At 30.3% G+C, this 14,313-nt stretch carries 9 protein-coding genes; 6 read left to right on the top strand and 3 right to left on the bottom strand.

Features of this window, described 5'->3' with window-relative positions:
- The first annotated feature begins 70 nt into the window (after positions 1 to 70).
- The 3 genes from aspS to R3342_RS09335 are packed head-to-tail and all read left to right on the top strand — an operon-like array spanning position 71 to position 5,393.
- Positions 71 to 1,819 (top strand): aspartate--tRNA ligase, encoded by a 1,749-nt coding sequence (aspS, locus tag R3342_RS09345; RefSeq protein WP_318939769.1) that lies wholly within the window; start codon positions 71 to 73, stop codon positions 1,817 to 1,819.
- An 11-nt stretch (positions 1,820 to 1,830) separates the two neighbouring features.
- On the top strand, positions 1,831 to 3,597 hold the full coding sequence (locus R3342_RS09340) for an APC family permease (protein ID WP_318939768.1): 1,767 nt from the start codon (positions 1,831 to 1,833) through the stop codon (positions 3,595 to 3,597).
- Positions 3,597 to 5,393 (top strand): chloride channel protein, encoded by a 1,797-nt coding sequence (locus R3342_RS09335; RefSeq protein ID WP_318939767.1) that lies wholly within the window; start codon positions 3,597 to 3,599, stop codon positions 5,391 to 5,393. Before R3342_RS09340 ends, R3342_RS09335 begins: the two co-directional genes overlap by 1 nt.
- Here R3342_RS09335 and glpQ read toward each other — a convergent pair.
- Positions 5,390 to 6,373, bottom strand: coding sequence for a glycerophosphodiester phosphodiesterase (glpQ, locus tag R3342_RS09330; protein WP_318939766.1), 984 nt, complete (start codon positions 6,371 to 6,373; stop codon positions 5,390 to 5,392). The two genes, R3342_RS09335 and glpQ, sit on opposite strands and share 4 nt — an antisense overlap.
- 67 nt (positions 6,374 to 6,440) lie before the next feature.
- Between glpQ and R3342_RS09325 the strand changes: the two genes are divergently transcribed.
- Entirely contained in the window at positions 6,441 to 6,689 is a 249-nt protein-coding gene (locus R3342_RS09325) for a hypothetical protein (RefSeq protein WP_318939765.1), read from the top strand.
- On the opposite strand, the gene R3342_RS09320 is transcribed toward R3342_RS09325, so the two are convergent.
- The gene (locus R3342_RS09320) at positions 6,686 to 7,135 is read right to left on the bottom strand and encodes a nucleoside deaminase (protein WP_318939764.1); all 450 of its coding nucleotides are present in this window, start codon (positions 7,133 to 7,135) and stop codon (positions 6,686 to 6,688) included. The genes R3342_RS09325 and R3342_RS09320 overlap by 4 nt on opposite strands.
- Positions 7,136 to 7,193: 58 nt before the next feature.
- Here R3342_RS09320 and dxs point away from each other — a divergent pair, with 58 nt between their 5' ends.
- Together dxs and R3342_RS09310 are read left to right on the top strand one after the other, a co-directional pair.
- The gene (dxs, locus tag R3342_RS09315; protein ID WP_318939763.1) at positions 7,194 to 8,963 is read left to right on the top strand and encodes a 1-deoxy-D-xylulose-5-phosphate synthase; all 1,770 of its coding nucleotides are present in this window, start codon (positions 7,194 to 7,196) and stop codon (positions 8,961 to 8,963) included.
- A gap of 57 nt (positions 8,964 to 9,020) precedes the next feature.
- Entirely contained in the window at positions 9,021 to 9,977 is a 957-nt protein-coding gene (locus R3342_RS09310; RefSeq protein ID WP_318939762.1) for a DUF3078 domain-containing protein, read from the top strand.
- A gap of 51 nt (positions 9,978 to 10,028) precedes the next feature.
- On the opposite strand, the gene R3342_RS09305 is transcribed toward R3342_RS09310, so the two are convergent.
- Entirely contained in the window at positions 10,029 to 14,312 is a 4,284-nt protein-coding gene (locus R3342_RS09305) for a proprotein convertase P-domain-containing protein (RefSeq protein WP_318939761.1), read from the bottom strand.
- Position 14,313 lies beyond the last annotated feature (1 nt).

The raw sequence follows: 14,313 nt of genomic DNA, 5'->3' as shown, positions 1-14,313 counted from the left end.
AAAGCTTTAAATCTTTATGCTTTACTTGAAATCACTAAATTTGCACTTTCTTTTTAATAAAATATTCAAGATGTATAGAACACATTCTAACGGGGAATTACGTTTAGAAAACCTTGGCGAGCAAGTAATTTTAGCTGGTTGGGTTCAAAAAATTAGGGATAAAGGATTTATGATTTGGGTAGATTTACGAGATAGATACGGAATTACTCAGCTTATTTTTGATGAAGAACGTACTTCAAAAACCATTATAGATCAGGCAAAATCTTTAGGAAGAGAATTTGTAATTCAAATTAAAGGGGAAGTAATAGAACGTGTTTCAAAAAACAAAAACATTCCTACTGGTGAGGTTGAAATTTTAGTAAAAGAGCTAGAAATTTTAAATAAATCTGCAGTTCCTCCATTTACTATTGAAGATGAAACTGATGGTGGTGATGAATTAAGAATGAAATATAGGTATTTAGATATTAGACGAAACCCAGTAAAAAACAACTTGATTTTTAGACATAAAGTTGCCATGGAAGTTCGAAAATATCTTTCTGATGAAGGTTTTATTGAAGTAGAAACCCCCGTTTTAATTAAATCTACTCCTGAAGGTGCAAGAGATTTTGTTGTACCAAGCAGAATGAATGAAGGACAGTTTTATGCTTTACCTCAATCGCCTCAAACTTTTAAACAATTGTTAATGGTTGGCGGAATGGATAAGTATTTTCAAATTGTAAAATGCTTTAGAGATGAAGATTTAAGAGCCGATAGACAGCCTGAGTTTACACAAATTGATTGTGAAATGGCTTTTGTAAAACAAGAAGATATTATAAATGCATTTGAAGGCTTAACAAAACATTTATTAAAAGAAGTTAAAGGAGTTACAATAGATAAATTCCCTCGAATGTCTTATAACGAAGCTATGAAACGCTACGGAAATGACAAACCAGATATTAGATTTGGAATGGAGTTTGGAGAATTAAACGAAGTAGCAAAACATAAAGATTTTAGCGTTTTTAATAATGCTGAATTGGTAGTTGGTATTGCAATACCTAACGGAAATACTTATAGTAGAAAAGAAATTGACAAATTAATTGAATGGGTTAAACGTCCACAAGTTGGCGCATTAGGAATGGTGTACGTTCGTTGTAATGATGATGGTACTTTTAAATCATCTGTAGATAAATTTTTTGATCAAAATGATTTATCTAATTGGGCTAAAGCTACAAACGCAAAACCTGGAGACTTAATTTGCGTTTTATCAGGTGTTACAAATAAAGTAAGAGCTCAATTAAGTGCTTTACGAATGGAAATGGCAGAACGTTTAGGCTTAAGAAATCCAGAAGAATTTGCTCCGCTTTGGGTAACTGATTTTCCATTATTAGAATGGGATGAAGAAACAGAACGTTACCACGCAATGCATCACCCTTTTACTTCACCAAAAATTGAAGACATAGAATTACTTGACTCCGATCCTGGAAAAGTAAGAGCTAATGCTTATGATTTAGTGCTAAATGGGAACGAAATTGGAGGAGGTTCAATTCGTATTCATGATAAAAAAATGCAGGCTTTAATGTTTAAACACTTAGGATTTACTCCTGAAAAAGCCGCAGAACAATTCGGATTTTTAATGAACGCTTTTGAATATGGCGCTCCGCCACATGGTGGTATTGCTTTTGGATTAGATAGACTAGTTGCTATTTTAGGTGGACAAGAAACAATTCGCGATTTTATTGCTTTCCCTAAAAACAACAAAGGACGTGATGTTATGATTGACGCTCCTTCTGCAATTGATGAAGAACAATTAAAAGAGTTAAATTTGAAAATAAATTTGTAACAACATAAACTATGAAGGTTAAAGTCCATAAAAAACTGAATGAATTAGCAGCTACCGCAATTTGTGGAAATGATATAAGCTCATCTGTTTTATATGTGTCTGCCTTAGCAATTGCATTTGCCGGCCAATACGCTTGGATAACACTTTTAATAGTTTCATTTGTTTTATTTTTATTTAGAAAAATATATGGCGAAGTTGTAGGTGCTTTACCTTTAAATGGTGGTGCTTATAATGCTTTGTTAAATACAACTAGCAAAGGAATGGCTTCTTTTGCTGCAGCTTTAACCTTGTTGTCTTATATGGCAACTGCAGTAATTTCAGCCAATGAAGCAATTCATTATTTACATCATTTAATTCCTGCATTACCTATAATTATTGGAACAATTGTTTTACTAGGTATTTTTGCCGCATTAACCATTGGAGGAATAACTGAATCTGCTAAAGTGGCAATTGGAATATTTTTATTTCATTTAGCTTCTTTGGCAATTTTAAGTGGGTTTATTATTTATTATTTCTCCTATTCTGGGATAGAAACATTCTTTAATAATTGGCATTTACCAGCTTCAGAAGGCGGAATTACTAATGCAATATTTTTTGGGTTTGCAGCTTCAATGTTAGGAGTTTCAGGGTTTGAAAGTTCTGCAAATTTTGTAGAAGAACAACAAAAAGGTGTTTTTCCTAAAACCTTGCGCAATATGTGGGCAGTAGTTAGTATTATTAACCCATTAATGGCAATTTTTGCTCTAACTATTTTTTCAGTTTCTATGTTACAAAGTGATGCTTACCAAAACACATTATTGGTAGAAATGGCATCTCATGTTGGTGGAAAATGGGTTGCTATCCTAATTTCAGTTGATGCATTTTTAGTGCTTAGTGGAGCAGTTTTGACAAGTTTTGTTGGAGTTTCTGGATTGCTTGAGCGTATGACTTTGGATAGAATTATGCCTCAATTTTTCTTAAAAAAGAATAGTAGAGGAAGTTCTTTTCGAATTATTATAATGTTTTTCTTGCTTTCAGTTTCCGTGTTATTAATTACCAACGGAAATGTTAAATTATTAGCAGGAGTTTATACCATTTCATTTTTATCGGTGATGGTTTTATTTGGTATTGGAAATATTTTATTAAAAGTTAAACGAAATAAATTACCTCGTCCAGAAAAAGCTTCATGGTTTGCTGTTCTCATAGCAATATTGGCTGTAACTATTGCTTTAATAGGAAATTTAGTAATGAAACCTAAAGGAGGATTGCCAAGTAATTTAATTATTTTTCTAGATTATTTTATCCCAACAATTTTGTTCATTATTATTATGCTGAACAGAACTGTTTTATTGAACTTTTTATTAAATGCAATGCATACTATTTTTGATCCTGTCAGAAATTTTGTTTTAAAAACCGATAAAAAAATCCTTCAAACTATAGACAAAATAAACGATCAAGAATTTGTGTTTTTTACAAAAGGAGATAAATTATCTACTCTAAATAAAGTAATGTTGTACATTTTAAAAAATGAACACACTAAAAAAATTAAAATTGTTATTGCTTTAGAAAAAGGGCAAACTGCTCCTCCAAATTTATCTCAAGAAATTGACTTTTTAGATAGAGAATATCCCGAAATAGCTATTGAATTTTTAGTAATAGAAGGAAAGTTTAGCCCAAAATTAATTAAAGAACTATCACAAAAATGGAACATTCCAATCAACTTTATGTTTATTGGATCACCAAGTGATAAATTTCCATATAAAATAGCTGAATTAGGTGGCGTTAGATTAATTATATAATGAAAAGAGTACAATCAAAATCATTTTTTATCAAGTTTTTAAAATGGAGATATGCACATATTTCCAATAAACAATTTATTACTATTGCAAGTGCTATTATAGGTTTTATGGCTGGTTTAGGTGCGGTAGTATTAAAAAACTTTACTCACTTTATCCAAGGTTTGCTTGAAGGTAAATTTATAAAGGATATTCATCAAGCATTTTATTTTATTTTCCCAATTATTGGATTATTATTTGTAATAGTTTTTATAAAATATATAGTTAAGAAAAAAATTGGGCACGGAATTCCTTCTACTTTATATGCTATTTCAAAACAAAAAGGAATTATGCCTAGCCATCAAATGTGGGCTTCTATCTTTACAGCTCCTTTAACGGTTGGTTTTGGTGGTTCTGTTGGATTAGAGGGACCAACAGTTGCTACTGGTGCAGCTTTGGGTTCTAACTTTGCTAGAATGTTTCATTTAAATCAAACTACTAGAACTTTATTAATTGGTGCTGCTGCTGCAGGCGCAATGTCTTCAATTTTTAAAGCGCCTATTGCAGCAATAGTTTTTGCAGTTGAAATTTTTAGCTTAGAGCTAACTTTAGCTTCAATGATACCATTATTATTAGCCTCTATTACAGCTATATTAACTTCTTATTTCTTTTTAGGAGATGATGTATTACTGCACTTTCAATTACAAGAAAAATTTCTGTTAAATGATGTATTTTTCTATGTTTTATTAGGTGTTTTTACTGCTGGAATTTCTGTTTATTTCAGCAAAATGTATTTCTACATAAGTGACTATTTTAAAAGATTTAAAAATCCATATAAACGATTATTAATTGGCGGATTATTAATTGGAATTATTGTCTTTTTTGTACCTCCTTTATTTGGTGAAGGATATGAAACTATAAATAATATTTTAAAAGGTAATGTAGGAAATGTTATAATGAACAATATTTTTAATATTAAAATTGGAAATATTTGGACTATTATTGCGCTTTTAGTTGGGCTTGTTATTTTTAAAGTAGTTGCAATGTCTCTTACATTTAGTGCAGGCGGTATTGGAGGTGTTTTTGCACCAACTTTATTTACTGGAAGTATTACTGGTTTTGTATTTGCAATGGTAATTAATTACAGTAATATTTTACAGCATCACCTTTCACTTACAAATTTTGCTATGGTAGGTATGGCCGGATTAATGGCTGGTGTTTTACAAGCTCCTTTAACTGCAATATTTTTAATTGCAGAAATTACTGGAGGCTATGAACTTTTTGTGCCTTTAATGATTGTTGCTTCTATTTCTTTTTTAATTTCTAAACAATTTACTCCACATAATATTTATGCAGAAGAATTGGCTAAAAAAGGAGAATTAATAACCCATAATAAAGATAAAAATGTACTAATGATGCTAAACATAAAAAAAGTTATTGAAACTGATTTTATTACAATTCATCCAAAAATGTTTTTAGGAGAAATAGTGCATAGTGCAATTAAAAATTCTCACAGAAATCATTTTCCTGTTGTAGGAGAAGATGGTGATTTTTTAGGGGTAATTAGGTTAGATGATATTAGAAGCATAATGTTTAACACTGTTTTGTATAACAAAGTTAAAGTGGAAGATTTAGCACATGGAGAACCTGCAATAATTAATATGGATGAAGATAGTATGGAGGATGTAATGAGTAAATTTAAAACTACAAGTGCTTGGAATTTACCTGTTATAAAAAATGGAAAATATTTTGGATATATCTCCCGTTCGAGATTAATGACTGCATATCGAAGAAAATTAATTGAAGTTACAGCATCCTAGTTTTTATTTACAAAAGCTTTTACTTTATCTGAAAAGTCCGTAAAAACACCATCTATATTTGCTTTGAATAGAACTGTATTAAGTAGTTCATCAAAAGATTTAAAATCTCCTAGCTCATCTGCTCTAAATGTATATGCATGAACTTTTAAATTAAGCGCATGAGCTTTAGTTACTAAATTAGAAATCTGCCAATTACCATTTTTATTTTTCCCTTTTATAATTTGTTTATACCAAGGTCCTATTCCATCAGCGTATTTTGATATTTCTTCTAATTTAGCTTCATCCTTCTTAAATTCCATAAGCTGAACTAAAAATAATTGACTATTGAGTTTATTTCTAATTCTTTTTAATTCATTACCATCAAAACACTGTAAAATACAATTATCGTTTTTGGTTTTATACCCATAATTTTTTAAAACTTTTAATACTATTTTAGAAATATCTTTTCCTTCCTTTAAATGAAAGGATGGTTCTTTAATTTCAGGATAAATTCCAATGTTTTTTCCTGTACTTTTATTTAAGCCTTGAATTAACTCTATTTCTTGTTGTAATGTATGTAATTTAAAAATAGATTTACGTAGTGGAAACCTGTTGGGATAGATTGCTTTATTGGTTTTTGGATTAAATCTTTCCAAAGCATTTAGTTGCTTTAGCTCATCCAAAGTAAAATCAATAACATAATAACGCCCATCTACTCTTTTTTTGTTAGGAAATTTCGTTGCAACATCTGTAACTGACTCTAAATGAATATCATGAATTACTATTGGAATATTGTCTTTACTTAATACAATATCTTGTTCAATATAATCAGGATTCATTGCATAAGCCATTGCTTTAGCTTCCATAGTATGTTCTGGCAGATATCCAGATGCTCCTCTATGAGCAATAACTATTTTTTTATTTGTTAATACTGCTTTTTTTGAAATGTTATTTGTACAACTTACAATACTTAACACTAAAATTACTATTAATTTTTTCATAATTAAATTTAGATTCAATTCAAATATATTAGTTTTTGTAGTTTTGTACTTTAACTAAATATTATATATGAAAAAACTTTTGTTTATCCTTTTTATAATAATTCTTAGCATTTTAGGTTATGGATTTTATCTAAAAAATACTGGAGGCAATAATGCAGAATTAATTATTGGGGTTGGAGTTGTATTAATTGCTTTTGTTTTAATGCCTTTATTTATTTATCACAGATATAAGGACAAAGATTTAAAAAGTTTTCAGTTTAAAAACTTTAGAGAGGAACTTGAAAAGTTCCATGAAAAAGAAGGAAAAGATATCTAATTTAAATTTCGCTTTTCAATAAAAAATTGTTTCAACAATAAGCTACATTCTTCTTGCAAAATTCCACTAACTACTTTAGTTTTTGGATGCAATTTTATACTTGTAGCACTAAATCCTCGTGTTAAATCTGACGCTCCGTAAACAATTTTACCAAGTTGCGCCCAATAACTTGCTCCTGCACACATTTGGCAAGGTTCTAAAGTTACATATAACGTACAATTTGCTAAATATTTTCCACCTAAATAATCTGAAGCAGCTGTAAAAGCTTGCATTTCTGCGTGAGCTGTTACATCATTTAAGGTTTCCACTAAATTATGAGCTCTTGCAATTATTTGGTTATTCATAACAATAATAGCGCCAACTGGGACTTCGTTTTTACTAAGAGCTATTTTTGCTTCTTGCAACGCTCGCTTCATAAAATATTCATCATTGTATGGTACTATCATTTTTCAAAAGTAAAATTTTTTATTACATCCACCATTAAAATATTGTAGTTTTGCTTTTGTGAAAACAAATTTATTAAGTCATATTAACAATCCTAAAGATTTAAGGAAATTTCCTAAAAATCAATTAACAAACGTTGCCAAAGAACTTCGAAAATTTATTATTGATATTGTATCTGTAAAAGAAGGTCATTTAGGCGCTAGTTTAGGAGTAGTTGAATTAACCATTGCGCTACATTATGTGTTTAATACTCCTGATGACTTATTAATTTGGGATGTTGGTCATCAAGCTTACGGGCATAAAATTTTAACTGAAAGAAGAGATATTTTTGAAACCAACAGACAATTAGGCGGAATCTCAGGTTTTCCAAAACGTAATGAAAGTAAATATGATGCTTTTGGAACAGGTCATTCTTCTACATCTATTTCTGCTGCTTTAGGAATGGCAATTGCTTCAAAAATAAACGGAGATTTTAAAAGACAACACATTGCCGTTATTGGAGATGCTTCAATAGCTAGCGGAATGGCTTTTGAAGGCTTAAATCATGCTGGTGTTACTAATGCCAATATTTTAATTATTCTTAATGATAATAGTATGGGAATTGACCCAAGTGTGGGGGCATTAAAAAATTATTTTACCAATGTTAAAGCAGGTAAAAAAGTTAGAAAAAACAATATAATAGAAGCATTAAATTTTAATTATTCAGGACCTATTGACGGGCATAATTTAGAAAGTTTAGTAACTGAATTGGAACGATTAAAAAACGTTCAGGGACCCAAATTTTTACACATTATAACTACCAAAGGAAAAGGATTACAAAAAGCTGAAGAAAATCAGGTAAAATACCATGCTCCTGGAAAATTCAATAAAAATACTGGAGAACTAATCACTCCTGAACAAACACCTCAACCTCCAAAATATCAAGATGTATTTGGAGAAACTATTGTTGAGCTAGCAAAGAAAAACAAAAAAATAGTTGGAATTACACCTGCAATGCCAACTGGTAGTTCATTAAAATTAATGCTTGATGAAATTCCTGACAGAGCTTTTGATGTAGGAATTGCAGAACAACATGCTGTAACTTTAGCTGCTGGAATGGCAACACAAGGACTAATTCCTTTTTGTACTATTTATTCCACTTTTTTACAAAGAGCTTATGATCAAGTTATTCATGATGTTGCCCTACAAAACTTACCTGTAATTTTTTGTATTGACAGAGCGGGTTTGGTTGGAGAAGATGGTGCAACTCACCATGGTGCTTTTGATATTGCTTATTTACGGTGCATTCCCAATTTGGTAATTTTCGCTCCAATGAATGAAATTGAATTACGAAACATATTATATACTGCTCAGTTAGGATTAAATTTCCCAATTGCAATTAGATACCCTCGAGGAAAAGCAACGGTAATAGATTGGAAAAAACCTTTTAATAAAATATCTTTTTTTAAAGGAGAATGTATTTCTGAAGGAAACGAAATTGCCGTTTTAAGTATTGGAAGTATTGGAAATAAAGTAATACAAATTCAAAAAAAACTACCAAAAAACAAAGTTGCACATTACAATATGCGATTTGTAAAACCTTTAGATGAAGTTTTATTACATACCATTTTTAAAAAGTTTAAGACTATTATTACTATTGAAGATGGCGTAATAACTGGAGGGTTTGGAAGTGCAATTTTAGAATTTGCCTCTACAAATAATTACCACAAAACCACAATTAAACGATTAGGAATACCAGATAAATTTATAGAACATGGTAAAACTTCCGATTTATTTACATCTATTAAGTTATCCGAAAACGATATCTTAAAATTTTTAAATTCCATTTAATTTCTTTAAAATAATTATGTTTCTTTGTGGTTAATTTTTTTTAAATACCCTCAAAAAATGAAATTAAAATTAATAGTAGTATTTTTCCTGTTCTTTATTTCTAATAATTATGCTTTTAGAGCAAAAGATACAATATCAGTTCATGAAGACTCAATATCAAATTGGGAAAAGTTAAATAACATACAATTACTTTTTACTCAAAACTCATTTGTAAATTGGAATGCTGGTGGAAATAATTCTATGTCAGGAATTTTAAAAACTAAATTTGTAAGAAACTTTAAAAACAATTATACTTCTTGGTTTAATGAAATTAAAGCAAACTATGGATTAAATAAAGAAGATTCTAGAGAACTTCGTAAAACAGATGATTTAATAGAACTAAACTCCACTTTTGGTTATAAAACTCAAGTAGAATCTAACTGGTATTATTCTGCTAAATTTAATTTTAGAACTCAATTTTCTAACGGATATAAATATCCTGATACCGATAAACCTATTTCTAAATTTTTTGCCCCTGCATATATGTTTATAGGAATTGGAACGGAATATTCTTCAAAAAATCGTTCCTTAAAAATATATATTTCACCTATAACTAATAAAACTACTTTTGTCCTCGACCAAACATTAGCCAACGAAGGTGCTTTTGGTGTAAAACCAGCTATTTATAATGATTCTAATGTTCTTTTAACTAAAGGAGAAAATACAAAAATGGAATTTGGAACTTTATTAACTGGTGAGTGGAATACGAATGTTATGGAAAATATAAAAATGGCAAATCGTTTAAACTTATATTCCGATTATTTACATAATTACGGCAATATAGATGTAAACTGGGAACTTAATTTTGATTTAACCATAAATAAATATATAAGTGCAAACATTGGTACACATCTACTTTTTGATGATGATGTTAAACGAAAAGAAGATGTTAATAATGATGGTACCTTAGATCTCTTGGGAGCTAGGATTCAATTAAAACAATTATTAGGGATAGGTTTTAACTATCTTTTTTAAACAAAAAAAAGGGAAAATACCTCTTTTTTCTATTCTTCAAAATATAATATCTTATTTTATTATAATTTTTTTACTTCCTTGCATATTGTCAGAACTTATTTTTAAAATATAAACTCCGGAAGATAAATTATTTGCGTTAATTTGTTTTAACCCTAAAGAGTTAAAATCTAAATTCGTTTTATAAACTCTTTGTCCGCTAATATTATATAATTCCACTTTCGTTTTTCCAATATATGATTTAGATTGCACAAAGAAATTTCCTTCAGAAACTGTTGGAAATACTGAAATTCCTGTTTTATTAAAAAATTCATCATCGACAGCTAAATTAGTTTCTATACTAAACGTAATTTGTTGTGATGGTAAAAATCCACTTGTGGCATTAGTCACATCTACTTTAAAAAAGTCAGAAACCGATACACTACTTGTATTCTTAAATGATATTTTTCCATTATTAATATCATCTTGGGTAAAAGTATCTCCTAAATTAAGTGGTCCAAATGGAATTCCTCTGTTATCTAATTTATAAAGATCTCCATATTGAGGTATTTCAGTAATCATAAATTGCTGATCCAAAGCAGTTGAACCAGCACTAGTTGCCTCAACATCTGCTTGAGCAATAGTATAAGTACTGCTTACTCCAACATGCATCAAATTACTTGTTAAGGTAGAATTAGTTATAGATTGCTCCTCACAAGTCTCTAGGTCCCAGCTATTAATCGTTCCTGTATCTCCATTATAATAATCTACTACTTTTAACGTCCAATTACCATTTGAATTTTTACCATTTAATTTAGATAATGGATTTACTGGTTGTATAGTTCCTACTACTGGTTGAGTTCCACAAGTAATAGTTGAACCCGTATCATCAAATGTAACTGAAATATTATTTTCCCCTGCACATGCTCTATCAAATAGAACAACTTCTGTATTATCTGGAGCAATTAATGATATTACCAAATCTTGAATATAAGTATGCGAAATATCAACAGTTACATTGACATCGCTAATAGTAATATTATTTGTTAAATTTATTACAGAGGTTGCTGCTGCTCCTGGGCTATTTGTACCTAAACCATCAGGAATAGCTACTGCTATGTTATTAGATGTTGCAGTACAATTATTTAATGGTAATGTATGAAAATTTTGAGTTGAAGAATAACTTCCTGTGGCACAAAAATTTGTTCCTCTAACTCTCCAGTAATACACTGTTGCTAAATTAAAGTTAGTTTTGCTAGTATAAGAATTTGTAGAACTGCTTCCTGATTCAACAATTGTATTAAATCCTGCATCTGTAGCAATATCAATATCATACGATGTTACTCTAGGTATTGCGTTCCAACCAAAAACAACTCCACTAAGAGGTATATTTGATGCATTATTAGCAGGTAAAGAAGTAACTACATTAGCAATTGTTAATTCATCAACGCTTAAAATTAAGTCTTTTGATATTACTTTACCTCCTCCTGTACCAGTAATTTTTAATGTGTAATCTCCCGCTGTAACAACGTTTAAATTACTTATAGTTAATGTAATTGAACTAGTTGTACTTATATTATTAGCACTAAAAGATGAAGTTGCTCCTGCTGGAAGACCTGAAATTGAAAAAGCTGTTGATGAATTGTAACCTCCAAGAGTTGTAAAATTAATGTTATACACAACATCATCCGGTTTACATTCATTAACAACGCTATTTATTGGAGTAATTGTAAAAGTAGGATCTGTAGCATTTGTAAATTGACCCGTGAAAGTACCTCTACCAAAAGTTGTTGCTAAAATACTATTATCTGCGGTTCTTAAATCTAAATCTACCACTTTAACATCCCTCATTCCATTATTTGAACTTACCCAAACAGGACTATCTTCATTAAAGCTTTTAGTAGACCAAATTCCTAATTCTGTCCCTAAAATCACCTCATTTGGAGCTAAAGGATTTTGTAAAACACATTTTACAGGCATATCTGGTAGATTTCCTTCCTTATTTTTCCAAGTAACTCCTCCATTTGAAGTATACCAAACGCTAGTAACTCCATAGTTGTGAAAAGTAACTATAATTTCATCTTCTGAAGCTCCATATTCAATTGCTGAAATACTTCCAACAAATGAACTTCCTGATATGTTTTCCCATACGATATTTTCTGCCGTACCATTTGCATTGGTTAATTTTAGTAGCTTTCCACTATCAGTTCCAACTAATAAAGTTGTGCTGGTTGTTGTATATGGAGAAACCTTAAATGCTGTTGGTGAGCCATCTAATAAAGTATTACTCAACTGGGTTTTAGTGGCGCTACTACCTCCTAAAACATACCTATTAATTTGTTTTGTTCCTGTAGATCCATTAGAATACATAATATTTAAATTATGATCTAAACCAGCTTGTGAAATAAAATCGCCTTCAAAACTATTAGAATCAATATTATAACCTACATAAGTTCTATTTGGGTCGGGATCTAAGGTTAACGGTAAACTAAGATACTCATGATTACTGTATATATAAGAAACTATCATATAATTACCATCTTTATCAATAGTACTATATGCACCATCACCACCATTAACTAAGGCACTTGAATTTACTCCAGCCGATGCTCCATTTATAAATTGAGATCCATTATCTTGAGCTCCAGCAACAATTAATTCATTAGATGTGCTTTGCCCGTAGCCTCCATAATAAAATTGAGTTACATTGTAATTAGTGTTCATTTCTGTAAAAACATCTGAGGTTGCCGCAGTAGATAAACTAGAGGCGTAAAAAACTCCACCGTCACAACCAACTACTGCTTCATTATTTGCTCCAGGTCTAAATGTAAAAGCATGTTGATCTGCATGTACATAGGAACAATTTAAAGTATTTAAATTTGCATTGTTTGACCATTTAGAAATTTGTTTCCATTTAGATGCTAAATTTGTACTAGTTCCACTCGTGCTCCTAAATAAATCAATTCCTCCAACATAAATTATATCATCATTAGTTGGATCAACTTCAATTACTAAATCGTAAAAATCTTGTCCACGAGTAAAATCATCTGCTGAAATATCACTATCTGCATCACTTGGTTTGGCTAATTCAGTTACTGTTGAAAAACTATCTGTTGTAACATAAATATGAGGTTTGTCACTATTTGAAATTAAATTATTAAATGCATCGTATTCTGGCTTATTCTGTGTTAATGCATACATTTTATTTGCATTTGTAGAAGAAACCGCTAATTCAACCCTATTTGAATAAGCTAATGGTGAACTGGGAGCTTCTGTCCAAGTTATTCCATCAATTGAGCTAAAAATTCTTCCTCCGCCTCCGCCTCCAATCCCTGGCGTTTCAATGGTTCCCATCCAAAGTTTATTGTCTGAAGAAATTTCAAAATCATTAGGAATATAATAATAAGTGTTACCACTAAAGGTAAACTGCATATTTGTAGACTCGATTCTACTCCAATTTGTTCCTCCATCAGTTGATTTATACAATCCAGAATTTTGTAATCCTAACCAATCTGAAGGGTTTGAAGCATCACCATAAGCATGCGCTCCTACACCTATAAAAATCTCCGTAGCACCTGCATTATCCCAAGCAACAATGTTGTTTATATAATAAATTCCTGCTAAAAATGTATTTGAGGAAGAATAATTAAATGAAGCTCCTCCTGCTAATTGTACAGGAATATTAACCCAATTAGCTCCTCCATCGGTAGTTTTATAAACTCCATTACCAACTGCTGCTCCAAATGTATATTGTTCACCTGTACCAATATACCAAGTATTTGAATCATTAGGATCAACTGTTATGCATGAAATATTCATATTACTTGGAACACCAGAAACTAAAGTCCAAGCTGAACTTGCATTTGTAATATCTTGATTTACCCATAATCCTCCACTAACTCCACCTGCATAAACTCTTTTATTTGTTGCATCATTTGGGTCAAATAAAACTACTCGTGTTCTTCCTCCTACATTATTTGGGCCTCTTTCAACCCAATCATTTCCAACTGCACCATCTCCAGGAACTTTACTTGCATAGGATTTATTATGAAGTTTATTTTGTAACTCTAAAACTTTATTTGGCTCTGGCTTTCCTGTTGCAGGGTTCATAGTTAGCTCCCATTCTCTTTCATAATATTTGTTAGGAGGAATACCTAAAGATATACGTTGCTCTTCTGTTAATTGCAACGTTTTTTTAAAAGGACTATTTAATAAGTATTGTTTATACTTTTCAGCTAAACTAACATTATTTGACAACTCTGTTTTTTGTTTTGAAGTAAATAATGTTGTTCTACTAATTTTAAATCCAATAAATATTATAAATAAACCTAAAAAAAAATATAGTATATTTTTTTTCATA

The organism is Lutibacter sp., assembly GCF_033723435.1.
Lineage (GTDB): Bacteria > Bacteroidota > Bacteroidia > Flavobacteriales > Flavobacteriaceae > Lutibacter.
This window is presented reverse-complemented; position numbering and strand designations above follow the sequence as displayed.

Coding starts and splice junctions, on each gene's coding strand:
- aspS (WP_318939769.1), top strand. CDS start 71: ATGTATAGAACACATTCTAACGGGGAATTACGTTTAGAAAACCTTGGC.
- R3342_RS09340 (WP_318939768.1), top strand. CDS start 1,831: ATGAAGGTTAAAGTCCATAAAAAACTGAATGAATTAGCAGCTACCGCA.
- R3342_RS09335 (WP_318939767.1), top strand. CDS start 3,597: ATGAAAAGAGTACAATCAAAATCATTTTTTATCAAGTTTTTAAAATGG.
- glpQ (WP_318939766.1), bottom strand. CDS start 6,373: ATGAAAAAATTAATAGTAATTTTAGTGTTAAGTATTGTAAGTTGTACA.
- R3342_RS09325 (WP_318939765.1), top strand. CDS start 6,441: ATGAAAAAACTTTTGTTTATCCTTTTTATAATAATTCTTAGCATTTTA.
- R3342_RS09320 (WP_318939764.1), bottom strand. CDS start 7,135: ATGATAGTACCATACAATGATGAATATTTTATGAAGCGAGCGTTGCAA.
- R3342_RS09310 (WP_318939762.1), top strand. CDS start 9,021: ATGAAATTAAAATTAATAGTAGTATTTTTCCTGTTCTTTATTTCTAAT.
- R3342_RS09305 (WP_318939761.1), bottom strand. CDS start 14,312: ATGAAAAAAAATATACTATATTTTTTTTTAGGTTTATTTATAATATTT.